Origin of the sequence: Aeromonas sp. 19NY04SH05-1 (genome assembly GCF_040581895.1) — a bacterium.
GTDB classification, from domain to species: domain Bacteria; phylum Pseudomonadota; class Gammaproteobacteria; order Enterobacterales; family Aeromonadaceae; genus Aeromonas; species Aeromonas enteropelogenes.
This window is the reverse complement of the sequence record NZ_CP095328.1, coordinates 1,649,148-1,665,485: the sequence shown is the minus strand read 5'-3', so window position 1 is coordinate 1,665,485 and position 16,338 is coordinate 1,649,148. Positions and strand designations below refer to the sequence as shown.

Sequence of the window (16,338 nt, the reverse complement as noted above, 5' to 3'; positions counted from 1 at the left end):
TCGATGGTTACAAGATGGGTAGGACCCGGCAGCCGCCGGGTCCTGGTCGCTGTCAGTGCAGCTTCAGAGTCGGGCGCAATACCCGGTTGATGCGGCCCACCAGCATGATGAGACCGGTTTTGATGTAGCCGTGCAGGGCAATCTGGTGCATCCGGTAGAGGGAGATGTAGACCAGACGGGCGATGTAGCCCTCCACCATCATGGAGCCGCGCATCAGGTTGCCCATCAGGCTGCCCACGGTGGAGAAGCGGCTCAAGGACACCAGGGAGCCGTGGTCATGGTAAAGGTAGGGCTTGAGCTCGCCGCCGTTCATCTTGGCCAGGATATTCTTGAACGCCTGGGTCGCCATCTGGTGGGCAGATTGGGCGCGCGGCGGCACGAACTTGCCATCCGGCTGCGGACAGGCGGCGCAGTCACCGATGACAAAGATATTCTCGTCACGGGTGGTCTGCAGGGTCTCTTTCACCACCAGCTGGTTGATGCGGTTGGTTTCAAGGCCGGCGATATCCTTCATGAAATCCGGCGCCTTGATGCCGGCCGCCCACACCATGAGGTCTGCTTCAATGAGCTCGCCATCTTTGGTGTGCAGACCCTCGGCGGTCGCCTCGGTGATCATGGTGGCGGTGCGCACGTCCACGCCCAGCTTGACCAGCTCCTGATGGGCTGCGCCGCTGATGCGCTCCGGCAGGGCCGGCAGGATGCGGGGGCCCGCTTCCACCAGAGTGACCTTGAGGCTGTCGGTGGTGAGGTTCTTGAAGCCGTAGGCGTAGAGCTGCTCCACCGCGTTGTAGAGCTCGGCAGAGAGCTCGACGCCGGTGGCGCCGCCACCCACGATGGCGATCTTCACCTTGTCGCCCGGCTGGTATTCGGTGGCGAACTGCAGGAAGCGGTTCATCATGCTGTTGTGGAAACGGTGCGCCTGGGAGGGGCTGTCCAGGAAGATGCAGTGATCCTTGATGCCCTTGGTGTTGAAGTCGTTGGAGACGGAGCCGATGGCCATCACCAGGTAGTCGTAGGGCAGCTCGCGCTCATGGACCACCACTTCGCCGTTTTCGTCGTGGATGGGCGCCAGCACGATGCGCTTTTCTTCACGCTTGATATCGGTCAGGGTGCCGAGCTGGAAGTCGAAACCGTGGTTCTTGGCGTGGGACTGGTAGCTCAGGGCATCGATACCCGCGTCCATGGAGCCGGTGGCCACTTCGTGCAACAGGGGTTTCCACAGGTGGGTACGGTTGCGATCCACCAGGGTGATCCTGGCCTTGTTCTTCTTGCCCAGCTTGCGGCCCAGACTGGTGGCCAGCTCCAGGCCTCCGGCGCCGCCGCCTACAACGACAATATTCATCATGATGGTTTTCCTCGGTTCCTCAAAACGAAAGGGAGCCTTCGGCTCCCTAAAACGAAATCGGTCGACGTACCGGATCAGGCTTCTTTGAAGGCCTTCATCCGTTGCAGATGGTGCGAGATGTTCTTGAATTTATGGGTCTCGCGCTCATCCCATACGATGTCGTAATAGTTCTTCAATTCACGCTCAGTGTCCCGATTATCTCGCACTTCATCCGCAACGGAAAGGATGCACAGGCAGTTTCCTGAATTTTTCTTACGAAATTCAGTTACACATTTAGTGCCTATGTCCTCGTACTCCTCCGGCCGGTCGATCTTGCCCTGCATGTTCTCTTCCGGGTGCAGATTGGGGTTGAAGATCACCTGGCGGATGCCGCACAAAAAGCCGATACGCTCGCTCCAGTAGCCACCGAGCCCTACCCCGCAGATGAGGGGCTTGGGATCCGAGCTCATGTCGAGCTGCTTCTTCACTTCCTTGAGCAGATGGCTCATGTCGTGACGGGGGTGAACCGTGCTGTAGTGGACGAAACGCACATCATCATCAATAAACTGCAACTGCAGCACTTTCTCATGATTGCCGGGGCTGGTGGCATCAAAGCCATGCAGATAGATGATCATGGATAAGACCTCAAGATCTGTGTCAGTTCTATCGAAACTACCCCGCGCTAGCCTCATGCGCCACCAAAACATCCTGCTTTCTTGCTTTGGATCACGCCAGATGCCCCCGCTGGCAGGGGCCATGACCCCAGTGATAGCGCGGTTGGCACAGATTCTCTATCAAACTGAGAGGGCACGGCCGAATAATGATAACCCGGCTACCAATCTGAGATCGCCCCCCAACCGGGAAACAGCGCCAACCCGGCATCCTGGTCGCCAGGATGTGACCCGCTCCGCAAAACGGCCCTCTTTCCTCCTCCCTGCGCCTCTTGATAACCAAGCGAGCACGCTTTGTGCACTCCCTCTGGCCACGACTGCCTGGCCCCCTCATCCCCTGTGTCGATGAAAAAGGGCCCAGTCCAGAGACGATCGCAATGACCGGAAGCTTCGGCTTTCACTATCTTGCCCGCGCCTGTCGCCCGGGTTGCAAGGAGTGATGTGTTCATGAACGAGACCAATCCCCCCTTCCCCCAAGCGGGGCAATGCCAGCGCCCGGTCGATGAGGTAGAGCGCATGCTACCGCCGGGTCAGCTCTTCACCCTGGGCCTGCAACACGTGCTGGTGATGTATGCCGGCGCCGTGGCGGTGCCGCTGGTGATCGGCGGCAGTCTGGGACTGCCCAAGGAGCAGATCTCCTATCTCATCAGTTCGGATCTATTCTGCTGCGGCATCGTCACCCTGCTCCAGTGCCTCGGCATCGGGCGTTTTGCCGGGATCCGCCTGCCGGTCATCATGTCGGTCACCTTTGCCGCCGTGATGCCCATGCTGGCCATCGGCGCCAACCCGGACCTGGGGCTGACCGGCATCTTCGGGGCCACCATAGCCGCGGGCATCCTTTCAACCTTATTGGTGCCCCTCATCGGCCGCCTGATGCCGCTCTTTCCCACAGTAGTGACCGGGGTGGTCATCACCTCCATCGGGATCAGCATCATGCAGGTGGGGATCGACTGGATGGCCGGGGGCAAGGGCAATCCCGAGTACGGCAGCCTGCGCTACATCGGCACCAGCTTTCTGGTGCTCGCCTTCATCCTGCTGGTGACCCGCTTCACCAAGGGATTTTTCAGCAACATCTCAGTACTGCTCGGCATCCTGTTTGGCTTCGGGGTGGCCATCGCCATGGGCGAGGTGAGCCTGGACGGCCTCAATGACGCAGCCTGGTTTGCTCCCATTGTGCCGTTCGCCTTCGGCTGGCCCACCTTCGACCCCATCTCCATCGCCACCCTGACAGTGATCATGCTTATCACCTTCATCGAGTCGATGGGGATGTTTCTGGCTCTCGGCGACATCGTCGGCCATCCGGCCAGTCGCGGCGACATAGTGCGCGGGTTGAGGGTGGATGGCATAGGCACCATCATCGGCGGCATCTTTAACAGCTTCCCCCACACCTCGTTTTCCCAGAACATCGGGCTGGTGAGCGTGACCGGGGTGTCGAGCCGCTGGGTCTGCGTCATGTCGGGGGGGATCCTGCTCGCCTTCGGCCTTATCCCCAAGATGTCGGTGCTGGTCGCCTCCATTCCCCCCTTCGTGCTCGGCGGCGCCGGCATCGTCATGTTCGGCATGGTGCTGGCCACCGGCATCCGCATCCTGGCGCGGGCCGACTACAACAGCAACCGCCACAACCTCTACATCGTCGCCATCAGCTTAGGCGTCGGCATGATCCCCACCGTCTCCGGCCACTTCTTCCAGCACTTCCCCGCCGCCCTGCAGCCGCTGTTCCATAGCGGTATCCTCTTGGCCACCATCAGCTCTGTGCTGCTCAACCTCTTCTTCAACGGCTATCAGCCCGATACCAGCCACCAGACCCGCCCCCTGCTGGTGGGGCCCATCAAGCCACAGCAGGAGCGCTCCTGACAAAAAAGCCCCGGACAGCCATGCCGCCCGGGGCCCTTTACCTCTTATGCATGGCGGTTACACCACCAGCTGCTCGAAGCGATCCACCGCCGCCGCCACCAGGGCTAGGCTGCCCTGCCAGAAGGCGGGCTCGCGAATATCCTGCCCCAGGTGCTTGGCCACCAGCTCTTCGGCACTCATGCGGCCGGTGTCCCGCAGCAGGGCGCGGTACGCCTCGGCCACATTCCTTTCTCCTGCCCCCTGGCGGCTCATCAGCTGCTGATAAACCCCGAGGCTGAACAGATAGCCAAACAGGTAGGGGTAATTGTAAAAACCCAGGCCCGCGATGGAAAAGTGCGCCTTGGCCGCCCAGAACATGGGGTGATAGCGACACAGGCTCCCCTCATACCAGCGGCCCCAGGCCTCGTCTGTCATCGCTTTGAGCTGCCCGGCCGGCACATAACCCTGCTCGCGCGCGGCCACCAGGGCGCGCTCGAAGTCGAAGCGGGCCGGGATATTGACCAGGAAGGTGGCGGCACCATCGGCCTCGGCCCAGGCGATGGCCAGCTGCTCCTCCGGGCTCTGTGCCTGCTCAAGCAGGGCGCGACGCACCAGGGTCTCGGCGAAGATGGAGGCGGTTTCGGCGAGCGTCATGGGGTATCCGCGCTGGCTCATGGGCAGATCGCGGATGAGCCAGTTGTGCCAGGCATGGCCGAGCTCGTGGGCGAGGGTGATGACGTTGTCCATGGTCCCCGCGTAGGTGACGAAGACCCGCGGCTCCACCGGTTCGGCAAACTTGGTGCAGTAGGCCCCGGTGCGCCGGTTTGGGGTGGGAGCGGCATCAATCCATCCCTTCTCCGCCATCATGCGGGCAAATTCCCCCATCTCGGGATCGAAGCGGGCGAACGCTTCGGCAATGATGGCGATCGCCTCCTCGAACGGGATCTCGCGGCTGCTGGCGGCCGGCGGTGGGGCGAACAGATCCTCGGCCCCCATATCCTCAATGCCAAGACGACGGGCCATCAGCCCCAGCGCCCGTTGCCCCAGCCCGCGGGCGAGATAGGTCTGCGCCATCAGCGTATCCAGGGTTGCCCGCTCGATATGGCTCTGGTGACAGGAGAGATCGAGCGCATCAAGCTGGCGGCTGCGGCCGCGCTGGCGCGAGAGCTCCAGCCGCCAGCCATTGAGGGCGTTGAGGATGGCTGCCACCGTCTCCTCCTCCCCTTCCCAGCCGGCGCTGATGGCATCGAACGCCTCCCGGCGCAGGGCTCGCAGCGGGCTCGAGAGCAGGTTGCTCGCCTCGGCCAGCCCCATCTCGCGGCCGTCGATCACCAGCCGGATCTTGCCCACCAGATCGTTGTAGAGGTTGCCCCAGGCGTGCAGACCGTCGGTGCCAAGGCCGATCACCAGCTGCTCCGCCGCCACCGGCAGACGCTGATCCTGCAAAAGGCGCTCGTGGCGCAGCCGGTACGCCTCCTCCCCGAGCAGGGGATCCTGCATCAGCCGGGTAAACTGCGCCTCCGGCAGCGCCAGCATCAGGTCTTCCACTGGTGCCATGGTCTTGAACAAATCGGCATTGAGGGCACGGGCGCGGGAGGCCAGCTGCTTGGCGAGCACATCCCGGGCATCCTGGCTGCCCCGACAGGCCGTCAGAATGGCGACGTTCCAGCCGATATTGCGGATGCGCCGGGCGCGCAGGCGCACCTCCCGCAAGAAATCCTGCAAGGCATCGGGCTGCCCTTTCACCTGCTCCAAGGTGCCTATAAAGGTGGTCAGCTGGTCAAGGCTGGTGCGGGCCTGCGCCATGTCCGCCTCAAGCTCGGGGCAGTCGAGGGCGGGATAGATGTGTCGGTTGTCCCACTGCTGGGGGTAAGGTGTTTGCTGCATAAAGAAGATGCCATCAAAATCTGGCGGGCCATGCCCGCGAAACAAGAGGGCGGCGCAGGGGCCACCCGTGAAACGTGACGCGCAACAACAGCGCCCTTATTTGGCGGGTTTGAGCTTGCCTACCAGAGTCATCACCACCACCAGCACCAGGCCCACCACCACGCCGGCAAGGGCATTGAGCAGGGTCGGGATCAGGGCAGAGAGCACGGCGCCCACGGCAGGCAGGGTGGCAACGGCCGCGGCCGTGCCTTCGGTCAGATGATGGGCAAAGGGCAGGCCGTGCATCAGGATGCCGCCCCCCACCATGAACATGGCGATGGTACCGACCAGTGCCAGCAGGTGCATCAGGCGGGGCGCCGTCACCAGCAGCCCCTGCCCCACGCTACGGCGCAGGGCACCGCCATCGGGCTTTTGCAGCAGATGCAGGCCGATGTCGTCGAGCTTGACGATAAGCCCCACCAGGCCGTAGACCCCCACCGTCATCAACAGGGCGATCCCCGCCACTACCGAGAGCTGCAGGGCCAGACTCGCCCCCTGCACGGTGCCGAGGGCGATGACGATGATCTCGGCCGACAGAATAAAGTCGGTGCGAATGGCCCCCTTCACCTTCTGCTGCTCGAAGGCAGCCAGATCATCGGGGATGGGTTCGTCCTGCGTGGCGCGTGCCTCTTCGTGGGGCAGAAACTTGTGGACCAGCTTCTCGGCCCCCTCGAAACAGAGATAGGCGCCCCCCAGCATCAACAAGGGGGTGATAAGCCAGGGCACCAGGGCACTGATGGCGATGGCGGCAGGCACCAGGATAAGCTTGTTGCGAAGCGATCCCTTGGCCACCGCCCACACTACCGGCAGCTCCCGCTCGGCCCGCACCCCGGAGACCTGCTCGGCATTGAGGGCAAGATCATCCCCCAGCACCCCGGCGGTCTTCTTGGCTGCCACCTTGGTCATCAGGGCAACATCATCGAGCACGCTGGCAATATCATCGAGCAGGGCCAACAAACTGGTTCCGGCCATCAGGAATTCCTCATTTCGGGCAAAAGATGCCACAGTGTAACGATAAGCGGCGCCGTCGGCAGCAAGCACGTCGCCCCTTCTGAGCCTTATCCCCCTGACACAAGGAGTCTTTATGCAACCCTGGCAGCCCCTGCTCGATCTCTGGTTTGGCGATGATGCCGACGATGCGGCCCGGGCCAAACGGCAAGCCCCGCTCTGGTGGGGCAAAGACACGGCGACGGATAGCATGCTGGCCAGCCGCTTCGGCGAGCTGGCTGAGGTCGCAGCCAACGGCCGGCTCGGCGACTGGGCCGAGGTTCCCGCCGGGCGGCTGGCGCTGATCCTGCTACTCGACCAGTTGCCGCGCAATATCCATCGCGGCACTCCGGCCGCCTTCGCCCAGGATGCCAAGGCCCGCGAGCTCTGTTTGCAGGGGTTGGCACAGGGGGCGGATCGGGCACTCTCGCCGCTGGCCCGGGTCTTTTTCTATCTGCCGCTCGAGCATGCGGAATCCCGCGAGCTGCAGACCCGCAGCGTGGCACTGTTCGATGCCCTGGCAACGGAGCAGGCGGCAGGGTCCGCCCTCACCACCTTCGCCGGCTTTGCCGACTTTGCCCGCCGCCATCAACTGATCATCGAGCGCTTCGGCCGCTTCCCTCACCGCAATGCCATCCTGGGCCGCCCTGATAGCGAAGACGAAGCCGCCTTCCTGCAACAACCCGGCTCAGGTTTCTAACCCTCACTTCATAAAAAAACGCCAGGGGATCCCCTGGCGTTGTCATGTTCAGATGATCTAGCCGCGCAGGCGCGCCGCCACCGACGCCACCCGGGCGCCGTAGAGCCGGGCGCTCTCCAGATCCCCGCTCGGGATCGCCTCGGCTCCGGCGTCCGACGGGCCCTGAGCCAGCAACCCCACCGAACCTCCCAGGCTGTTGAGATCGGCACGGGTGGCCGCCTGGGTATTGGAGGGCAACTGCCCCAGACTGACCCAGATACCACCATGCTGGGAGGCCAGGGTCTGCAGGTAGATGAGGGTCACCTGCTTGTCACCGTTGAGGCTGGCGCTGACGGTAAAGCCACCAAATACCTTGTCCTGCCAGGCGCGGGTAAACCAGGCCTTGGAACTGGCGTCGGCGAACTTCTTGAACTGCCAGGGCACGCCGCCCATGTAGGTTGGCGCGCCGAAGATGATGGCATCGGCGGCGTCCAGCGCGGCGAACGCTTCCGCGGAGATCTCCCCCTGCTCATCGATGACGACTGACTCGGCGCCGGCGCCCAGCGCCACCTCTTCGGCCACGCGGCGGGAGTGCCCATAACCGGAAAAATAGACCACGACTGTCTTGGCCATCTGCTCTCTCCTTGCGAGTGCGAACTGCATGCTGCAGAAGAAGGCGGCCCCGGGATGGAGCCGTCATCGAGGAAGATGGTATCTTTAAGAAACCTGGTCGCCAATGAGTGGCGCCAAGGTGCCCTGGTTACCCGGAGGAAACCATGTCCGATTACAACGTCTACTCCCGCCACTGCCCTGCCCGCCTCTTCTTCGACCGGCTGGCCGAACGCTGGGTACTGCTCATCATCGGCCTGCTGCGCCAGCAACCGACCCTGCGCTTCAACGAGATCAAGCGGGAGGTAGATGGCATCTCCCAGAAGGTGCTGTCACAAAAGCTCAAGCTGCTCGAGCGAGACGGCCTGGTGGCACGGGAGGTTTACCCCTCGATGCCGGTGCGAGTCGAGTACCGCCTCACCGAGCTCGGTCGCTCTTACGCCGACACCATAGAGCAGGTCTCCCAGTGGGCCCAGCAGCATGTCGAAACCCTGCTGGCGGCCCAGCTGCGTTTCGACGAAACCCAGGCAGCCGAAGAGCAGGAGCGCGCCCGGCCGCCCCTGCGCTTCCTCTCCCCGCTCAACAAACCCGCCAATCCCGGGAATAACAAGAACGGCGAGTGACGGTCGGCCAGGCGCCAACGCCAGCGATCTGCCTGGAGCAGACTCACACCTTGACGGGTTCGCTTTCCCCTTGCACCACTGTCTCGCCCAGACTGTCCTCGGTCTTGGCTACCACGCTCGCGGCGATGGCGTTGCCCAACACGTTGGTGGCAGAGCGCCCCATGTCGAGGAAGTGGTCGATCCCCAGCAGCAGCAAGACGCCGGCTTCGGGAATATGGAACTGGTTCAGGGTGGCGGCAATCACCACCAGGGAGGCGCGCGGTACCCCGGCCATCCCCTTGGAGGTGACCATCAGCAGCAGCAGCATGGTGATCTGCTGGGCCATGGAGAGCTCGATGCCATAGGCCTGGGCGATGAACATCACCGCGAAGGTGCAGTACATCATGGAGCCATCCAGGTTGAACGAGTAGCCCATGGGCAGCACGAAGCTGGCGATGCGCTTGTCACAACCGAATTTTTCCAGCCGATCCAGAGTCTTGGGATAGGCCGCCTCGGAGCTCGCGGTGGAAAATGCCAGCAAAATAGGCTCGCGGATCATGGCCAGCAGCTTGAGCACCCGTTCGCGCAGGAACAGGCTGCCCATGGCGACCAGCAGCAACCAGAGACAGCCCAGGGCCAGATAGAACTGGGCCATGAAGCTGCCGTAGGTCAGCAGGATGCCGAGCCCCTCCTTGGCCACCATGGCGGAGATGGCACCGAACACCGCAAACGGCGCGAAGTTCATCACGTAGCCGGTGACCTTCAGCATGATCTCCGCCGCGCTGGCCATCAGCACGACCACCGGCTTGGCCAGATCCCCGAGGGCGGCAGCGGCCAGCCCGAAGAAGAGGGAGAACACCACGATCTGCAGGATCTCGTTGGTGGCCATGGCCTCCACCACGCTCTTGGGAATGGCGTGGGTGACAAAGTCTTTCAGGGTGATGGCGCCCACCGCAATGCCGGAACTGGCGGTGTCATCGGGCAGGGAGAGGGAGAGACCGACGCCCGGTTGCAACAGAGTCACCATCACCAGCCCCAGGCTCAGGGACATCAGGGAGGCCAGCATGAACCAGCCCAGGGTCTTGGCACCGATGCGGCCCACGGTGCGGGTATCGCCCATCTTGGCGATGCCGACCACCAGGGTGCTGAAGACCAGGGGGGCGATGATCATCTTGATCAGTCGCAGGAAGATATCGGTAAGAATCGTGATGTTGCTGGCGAAATCCGCCGCCTGATCGGCGGCAAACAGACGATAGCCCTGACCGGTGAGGATGCCAAACATCATCGAAATGAGGATGGCGACCGTCAGCTTATTCATTTTCATGGGGGTTTCTCGATAGAGAGTGATACAAGCCTTCATCAGTGGCAGTGGGTGCCACTAAAGTCCGTTTTTGTGATCCGACCCGTTGACTCCGGATAGTCGGTATGCTGGGAGCATGCCTAAAAGCGAGGGGTAAATCCAGAGCCTGGCTCCGGAATTTTATGCTACTGGCAGATGTATATTATCTACACCTTGTCGAACTACTATATTAAACGCTGTTTATTTCTATGTTTACGAGATATTCAGCCGAGAGACTGTTTTTGTCCGTCGCCTCATTGTCGAGGGTAAACACCAGCAGGGCCGAGGTGGTGTGCTGGACATGCATCTCATCGAGAAAGGGATCCGGCTCATCCTCGTCAAAATCGAAGACGGGGCGCGAGGGGGTCACCCGGATGGCGTCCCGGCTGATCGTCAGCTCATCCACCCGCAGCCGCCGATAGCCTTCGGCCAGCGCCATCTCCCCTGCCCGCTTGAGCACGTACTTGCGAGCCGTCTCCCTGTCCACCAGATCGTTGCCGACAAACTCCAGCTGCCAGGTGGTGGGGCCAAGCCGGGTCTGGGAGAAACCGGTTTGCCCGTTCCAGAAGGATTTTTCACTGTGATAGGAGGTGGCGCAGCCGCCGAGCAGCAAGGTCACCAGCAACAGCCACCGGACAGGGGCGAGGATGGATGCAGACATAGAGAGGCCTCCGGCGCAAGGCTGATGGAAAGACGCCGTTACTAGAGCACAGGCCGGCGAGCGAGACAATCGCCGAGCGCGAGGCCAGCAAGGGGAATACCGGAAAAAGAAAAAGGCCTTGTCACAAAACAAGGCCTTTATTCGGGGAATGATGGTCGGCGTGAGAGGATTTGAACCTCCGACCCCTGACACCCCATGACAGTGCGCTACCTGGCTGCGCTACACGCCGACGAAGTCAGTCTGAGCTGACGGGGGCTGAGTTTATGGAGATGCTCCCCCCCTGTCAACAAAGAAACCGCCACAACGATGCGTTCGCCTGCTTTGCGAGCAATCTGCGCTCAAAGTGCCGCCATCAGCCCATTATCTGCCCACTATCCGCCCGCTTGCAGGGCTCAAAGGCCAATAGCTCCTGCCATTGCCTTGCTCGCGTCCCCTCATCAACCAGCTCAGCGGTTGAAGGTCAGCCGCTTGCCCAGCACCTGATCGCTGACCTGGCCGTTTTGCCAGGCTACTTGACCGTTCACCAAGGTCATCTCAACCGTGCTGTGGAAGCGGTAGCCGTTGAACGGCGACCAGCCGCAGTGGTAGAGGATGTTGTCATCGTTGACCACGTAGGGCTTGCCCAGATCCAGCAGCACCAGATCGGCGAAGTAACCCTCGCGGATATAGCCGCGATCCTGCACCTGGAAGCGCTCGGCCACCGCGTGGGAGGTCTTCTTGACGATGGTTTCCAGGGTGAAGACGCCGTTGTGGTAGAGCTCCAGCAGCGCCAGCAGGGAGTGCTGCACCAGGGGAATGCCGGACGGCGCCTTGAAGTAGCTGTTCTGCTTCTCTTCCCAGGTGTGGGGAGCATGGTCGGTGGCGATGATGTCCAGCACGTCGTTGCGCACCGCATCGAGCAGGGCCCGCTGATCCGCGGCGTTCTTCACCGCCGGGTTGCACTTGATCTGGCTGCCCAGGGTCTCGTAATCGGCGTCGTTGAAGAAAAGGTGGTGAACACACACCTCGGCGGTGATGTTCTTGTCTTTCAGCTCGCTCAGGTCGTGGCTGGCGGTAAAGAGCGACAGCTCCTTGGCGGAGGTGAGGTGCAGCACGTGCAGCTTGGCGCCATATTTTTTCGCCAGCGCCACCGCCATGCTGGAGGACTTGTAGCACGCCTCGTCGCTGCGAATGCGACCATGCTCACCCATCGGCACGTTCTCGCCCCACTTGGCCCGCGCCGCCTCTTCGGCCTGGGCGATGGTCGGGGTGTCTTCGCAGTGGGTGACGATCATCACCGGACTCTCGCGGAAAATCGCCGCCAGGGTCTCCTGGTTGTCCACCAGCATGTTGCCGGTGGAGGAGCCCATGAACACCTTGACTCCGCAGGATTGCTTGGGATCGAGGCGCTTGATTTCGCTCAGGTTGTCATTGGTGGCGCCGAGGTAGAAGCTGTAATTGGCAACGGAGGCGTTGGCGGCTATCTGGTATTTGGCTTCGAGGGCTTCGAGGGTGGTGGTCTGGGGATTGACGTTGGGCATTTCCATGAAACTGGTAGTGCCGCCGGCGACGGCAGCCCGGGATTCGCTGGCAATGGTCCCCTTGTGGGTCAGCCCCGGCTCCCGGAAGTGAACCTGATCATCGATCATTCCCGGGATGAGGTGACGGCCCGCGGCATCGATGACCAGCGCATCGGGAGCCTCGATCTGCGGGGCGATGCGGGCAATCCTTTCCCCCTCGATCAACACGTCGGAGGCATAGATGCGGCCTTCGTTGACCAAGGTGGCATTCTTGATAAGCAGTTTGTTCATGGGGGGTTCCAGTTCCTTTGCCGATAATCGCGGGTCATAATATCGCAAACTGCCCTTTCGCTATAGCAAGGCCTGACTGATGAAGTTATTTGTAAGAGATTTGACCGTGATCGACTCCAGCTACCTGTGCGAACGCCGCGGCATGGTAGGGGAAAGCTGGCTGGTGGATATCGAGATGAGTGGCGAGCTCAACGAAATGAGCATGCTGCTGGACTTTGGCCGGGTGAAAAAGCTCATCAAGTCGATCATCGACGAAGAGGTGGATCACAAGCTGCTGGTGCCCACCGAATGCGCCCTGATCCATGTCGAACATCTGGAGGGAGACGAGAGCACCGTCGACCTGCTGCGCCAGGGGCGCTCCATCCACCTGCGCTGCCCGACCCAGGGCTTTGCCTTCATCCCGGCGCCCCAGGTGGACAAGGAGTCCGTCACCCGCTACCTGCTGGCAGTACTGGCCAAGCGGCTGCCCGGCAACATCAAGGATCTCTCCCTGACCCTGCGCCAGGAGCAGATCGAGGGGGCCTTCTACCACTACAGCCATGGCCTGAAGAAACACGACGGTAACTGTCAGCGCATCGCCCACGGCCACCGCTCCCCCATCGAGATCCACGTGGATGGCGAGCGGGATGAAGAGCTCGAGCTGAACTGGGCCGAGCGCTGGGCCGATATTTACCTTGGCACCGAAGAAGACAGGGTCGCCCTCACCGAGCTGGCCCTGAGCGCTCGCGCCAACGTGCTGCTGGGGGATCACCACGCCGGTTTCAAATATGTGGCGCCCCAGGGGCTGTTCCAGCTGGCCATCCCGTCCGCCGAGGTGGAGATGATCGACACCGATACCACGGTCGAGCTGCTGGCCCACTACATCGCCCGGGAAGTGAAAAAAGCGGTGGGTGACAAGTTCGTGAAGATTGTCGCCTATGAAGGGGTTGGCAAGGGCGCCATCGCCTACGTCTGATCCCGGCGCTACTCAACCTGATCAATAAGGCTCCCTGCGGGGAGCCTTGCTGTTTCTGCCCGTCAGCCTAGCTGCGCCCCTGAGCCAGCAGGCGAACCGCCAGCAGCCCCAGTACTGTGGCCATCAAATAGCGCTGCACCGCCAGCCAGAGGCGATGACGGGCAAACCAGCCGCTAAGACGGGCGGCGGACAAGGCCACCGAGAGGTTGACGGCCGCGCTGATAAGAATTTGCACTGTACCGAGCTGCAGGCTCTGGCCAAGTACCGTGCCCGCATCCGGCGAGATGAACTGGGGCAGCACCGACAGATAAAAGATGGCGACCTTGGGGTTGAGCACGCTGGTCAGCAGTCCCATCAGAAACAACCGGCCCGGGGAGTGCGCCACCAGCGGCGCCGGTTCGAACGGGGAACGGGAGCCAGGCTTGATCCCCTGCCAGGCGATCCAGAGCAGATAGAGTGCACCGGCCACCTTGATCAGCTCGTAACCCATGGGGATCGCCATGAAGAGCGCCGTGAGGCCGATGGCGGCGCACAGCATGTGCACGGTAAACCCCAGCACCACGCCGCCCCAGGACATAATGGCCGCCACGCGCCCCTGGCAGAGGGAGCGTGACAGCAGGTAGAGCATGTTGGGGCCCGGCGTCAGGGCCATCAGGAGGGAGGCACCGGCAAACAGCAGCAACTGGCTTAGGGAGATCATGGTTACGTCCTGACGTTCAAGTGGCTCTAAAGGCGGCAGATCCGACTATGCTGGCGCGCGGTGACCCGGCTTTCCGTGACCGGGATCGGCCTTTGGCACTGCCGGATAAAAAAGGGGCCCGCAGGCCCCCATGTAAAACATCCAGATTCAGGCGCTGAGCCGGAAGCGCTTGACCAGCTCCTCCTGCTGCTCGGCCAGCGCATCGAGCTGCTGGCTGGTCTCGGCAACCCGCTCTATGCCCTGATAGTTGAGATCCGAGATATCCGAGATGCGGTTGAGGTTGGTGGCGATGTCTGCGCTGGTGGCCTGCTGCTGCTCGGCGGCGGAGGCGATTTGGCTCGACATGTCGCTGATCAGCACCACGATGCCCTGCACCTCCTCCATCGCGTTGTTGGCGTGGGAGCTCTGATCCATGCAGCTGTCCATCTCGCGGGAGCACTCCTGCATCACGGCCACCGCCTTGGCGACCCCCTGCTGCAAGTTCTCGATCATGGTCTGGATCTCGCTGGTGGACTGGGCGGTGCGCCCGGCCAGGCTGCGCACCTCGTCGGCCACCACCGCAAAACCGCGCCCCTGCTCGCCGGCCCGGGCCGCCTCGATGGCGGCGTTGAGGGCCAGCAGGTTGGTCTGCTCGGCAATGCCGCGGATGACGTCGAGGATGTTGCCAATCTGGCCGCTCATGGCGTTCACATCGCCGATCACCTTGCCGGTCTGCTGCAACTTGCCCGCCAGCTGATGGGTGGTGGTGATGTTACCGGCCATCACCTTGCGACCGGTTTCGGAGGCTTTCTCCACGTCCATCACCCGCTCAAGGGTCTGGTTGGCAGCCTGGGCCACCTCCCGCACCGAGGCCTCCATCTGGGTCATGGCGGCGGCGACCGAGGCGGTCTCCTGGCGCTGTTTCTCCAGATCCGCCCGCACTGACTCTGTGGTGTGACGGTTGCCGTGGGCGGCGTCATTGAGCTGGGCCGAGGCCTGGGAGAGCTGGGTCAGCACCTCCCCCATCTGTTCGATCAGCAGGTTGACCTGCTTGCCGAGCTGGCCGAATTCGTTGTTGCTGCGAAAGCCGATGCGTTGGGTCATGTCGCCCCGGGTCACCTCGTTGAGCACCCGCAACAACTCCTTGAGGGGACGGCGAATGGCCTTGCCCAGGGTATAGGCCACCAGGATGGCGATCAGGATGGCGACCCCTATGCTGGCCCCCTGGGTGAGGGTGCTCTGGCGCTGCACCTGCTCGGAGGCCAGGATGCTGCGGTTCATCAGTTGCTGGCTCTGGGCGGTGATCTGCTCCAGCTTGCCCTGGATCTCGACGATGAGGGCGCTGGCCTGCCTGCTCTGGCTGCGCATCCGCTCCTGCTCGCGCATCAGGGTCAGGTACTGGGCGAGCACCCCATCACTGCCGGTGGTGTCGCGCACGAAACCGTGGACATAGTGGCCCATGTCATTGTCGAAATTCGCCAGCTCATTTTGCAGATCCTTGATGGTGTTGTTGAACCCCTCGATCTGCATCTTGTTGCGCTTGAGCGCCCCCTCGATGGGGGCCGGGATGCTCTGGTTGAGCGCATCCATGGTGGAGAGCTCGATGGCGGAGAGCTTGGTGGTCAGGGTCTCGGAGAGCATCTTGATGAAGCTGTCATCGATGCTGACCATCATGTCCCCCAAGTTCTTCTTGAACTGGGGCAGGCTGACCTGAAATTGCCCCTTGGCCAGATTGACCTTGTGCAACCGGGCCAGCAGCGCCTCATGCTCGGCAGGCAGGGTGTCGGTCAGTTTCAGATAGTCGCCGGCCAGCTGCTCCAGCGCGGCCATCTGTTCCTGCAACTCGGGATGGCTGGCCGCCTGCTGCTTGAGGGTGGCCAGGGTCTTGTTGACCTGGGCCTTGGCCTGCTGCAACTCGGCCACCTCGGCCGGGATCAGCTTGCTGTCCTGCTCGGTCAGCACGTCGGTGAGCCACTTGTTGGCGCTGAGCAAACTGATCTGGGTCTGGGAGCTGGCGATCACCAGCGGCATCGACTGCTGGGTCACCTGATCCAGGGCATCCCCAAGGGCCCCTTGGCTGCGAAAAGTAAGCAGTGAGCTGGCCACCATCACGGCCACCAGAATGGCGAATCCAAGATAGACTCGCTGCAAGATGGAGAGATCTGACATGGTTTGTTTCATTATTGTCCCGCTGTATATGCAAAAGTCCCTTGCCTGAGTACCCCGTCCCTTTGATACCCTGCAGCCACCCGCCCGGGTAGTGCCATGACGTCCCTCAGGCTA

14 protein-coding genes and 1 tRNA gene are annotated in these 16,338 nt (G+C 62.2%); 4 read left to right on the top strand and 11 right to left on the bottom strand.

Features of this window, described 5'->3' with window-relative positions; translation table 11 throughout:
* Positions 1-52: 52 nt before the first annotated feature.
* Positions 53-1,345 (bottom strand): NAD(P)/FAD-dependent oxidoreductase, encoded by a 1,293-nt coding sequence (locus MRK42_RS07805; protein WP_026457292.1) that lies wholly within the window; start codon positions 1,343-1,345, stop codon positions 53-55.
* A 74-nt stretch (positions 1,346-1,419) separates the two neighbouring features.
* Positions 1,420-1,959 (bottom strand): alpha/beta hydrolase YcfP, encoded by a 540-nt coding sequence (ycfP, locus tag MRK42_RS07800; RefSeq protein WP_026457291.1) that lies wholly within the window; start codon positions 1,957-1,959, stop codon positions 1,420-1,422.
* 483 nt (positions 1,960-2,442) lie between these two features.
* Between ycfP and MRK42_RS07795 the strand changes: the two genes are divergently transcribed.
* Positions 2,443-3,849 carry a nucleobase:cation symporter-2 family protein gene (locus MRK42_RS07795; RefSeq protein WP_338612109.1) on the top strand — a complete coding sequence of 469 codons (1,407 nt, stop codon included), beginning with the start codon at positions 2,443-2,445 and terminating at the stop codon, positions 3,847-3,849.
* Positions 3,850-3,906: 57 nt separating this feature from the next.
* Here the strand turns inward: MRK42_RS07795 and MRK42_RS07790 are convergent, their stop codons facing one another.
* Both MRK42_RS07790 and MRK42_RS07785 read right to left on the bottom strand, forming a co-directional pair.
* Positions 3,907-5,715, bottom strand: a complete 1,809-nt coding sequence (locus tag MRK42_RS07790) for a M3 family oligoendopeptidase (RefSeq protein WP_338612108.1) — start codon at positions 5,713-5,715, stop codon at positions 3,907-3,909.
* Between the two features lie 96 nt (positions 5,716-5,811).
* Positions 5,812-6,726, bottom strand: coding sequence for a DUF808 domain-containing protein (locus MRK42_RS07785; protein ID WP_338612107.1), 915 nt, complete (start codon positions 6,724-6,726; stop codon positions 5,812-5,814).
* A 112-nt stretch (positions 6,727-6,838) separates the two neighbouring features.
* Between MRK42_RS07785 and MRK42_RS07780 the strand changes: the two genes are divergently transcribed.
* Positions 6,839-7,441, top strand: coding sequence for a DUF924 family protein (locus MRK42_RS07780; RefSeq protein WP_338612106.1), 603 nt, complete (start codon positions 6,839-6,841; stop codon positions 7,439-7,441).
* Between the two features lie 57 nt (positions 7,442-7,498).
* On the opposite strand, the gene MRK42_RS07775 is transcribed toward MRK42_RS07780, so the two are convergent.
* Positions 7,499-8,053: a flavodoxin family protein gene (locus MRK42_RS07775; protein ID WP_338612105.1), complete on the bottom strand. Its 555-nt coding sequence runs from the start codon at positions 8,051-8,053 to the stop codon at positions 7,499-7,501.
* Between the two features lie 143 nt (positions 8,054-8,196).
* On the opposite strand from MRK42_RS07775, the gene MRK42_RS07770 reads away from it, so the two are divergent.
* Positions 8,197-8,652, top strand: coding sequence for a helix-turn-helix domain-containing protein (locus MRK42_RS07770; protein WP_338612104.1), 456 nt, complete (start codon positions 8,197-8,199; stop codon positions 8,650-8,652).
* 43 nt (positions 8,653-8,695) lie between these two features.
* Here MRK42_RS07770 and MRK42_RS07765 read toward each other — a convergent pair whose 3' ends face one another.
* The 4 genes from MRK42_RS07765 to MRK42_RS07750 all read right to left on the bottom strand — a co-directional run bounded on the left by MRK42_RS07765 (position 8,696) and on the right by MRK42_RS07750 (position 12,421).
* Positions 8,696-9,955, bottom strand: a complete 1,260-nt coding sequence (locus MRK42_RS07765) for a dicarboxylate/amino acid:cation symporter (protein WP_042025500.1) — start codon at positions 9,953-9,955, stop codon at positions 8,696-8,698.
* Between the two features lie 205 nt (positions 9,956-10,160).
* Positions 10,161-10,631, bottom strand: coding sequence for a hypothetical protein (locus MRK42_RS07760; RefSeq protein ID WP_338612103.1), 471 nt, complete (start codon positions 10,629-10,631; stop codon positions 10,161-10,163).
* Positions 10,632-10,783: 152 nt separating this feature from the next.
* Positions 10,784-10,860, bottom strand: a tRNA-Pro gene (locus MRK42_RS07755).
* A 217-nt stretch (positions 10,861-11,077) separates the two neighbouring features.
* The gene (locus MRK42_RS07750; protein WP_338612102.1) at positions 11,078-12,421 is read right to left on the bottom strand and encodes a dihydroorotase; all 1,344 of its coding nucleotides are present in this window, start codon (positions 12,419-12,421) and stop codon (positions 11,078-11,080) included.
* 79 nt (positions 12,422-12,500) lie between these two features.
* Between MRK42_RS07750 and MRK42_RS07745 the strand changes: the two genes are divergently transcribed.
* Positions 12,501-13,376 (top strand): 6-carboxytetrahydropterin synthase, encoded by an 876-nt coding sequence (locus MRK42_RS07745; RefSeq protein WP_338612101.1) that lies wholly within the window; start codon positions 12,501-12,503, stop codon positions 13,374-13,376.
* Positions 13,377-13,443: 67 nt separating this feature from the next.
* On the opposite strand, the gene MRK42_RS07740 is transcribed toward MRK42_RS07745, so the two are convergent.
* The gene (locus MRK42_RS07740) at positions 13,444-14,076 is read right to left on the bottom strand and encodes a LysE family translocator (RefSeq protein ID WP_201940097.1); all 633 of its coding nucleotides are present in this window, start codon (positions 14,074-14,076) and stop codon (positions 13,444-13,446) included.
* A 147-nt stretch (positions 14,077-14,223) separates the two neighbouring features.
* Positions 14,224-16,236, bottom strand: a complete 2,013-nt coding sequence (locus MRK42_RS07735; RefSeq protein ID WP_338612100.1) for a methyl-accepting chemotaxis protein — start codon at positions 16,234-16,236, stop codon at positions 14,224-14,226.
* Between the last annotated feature and the right edge of the window lie 102 nt (positions 16,237-16,338).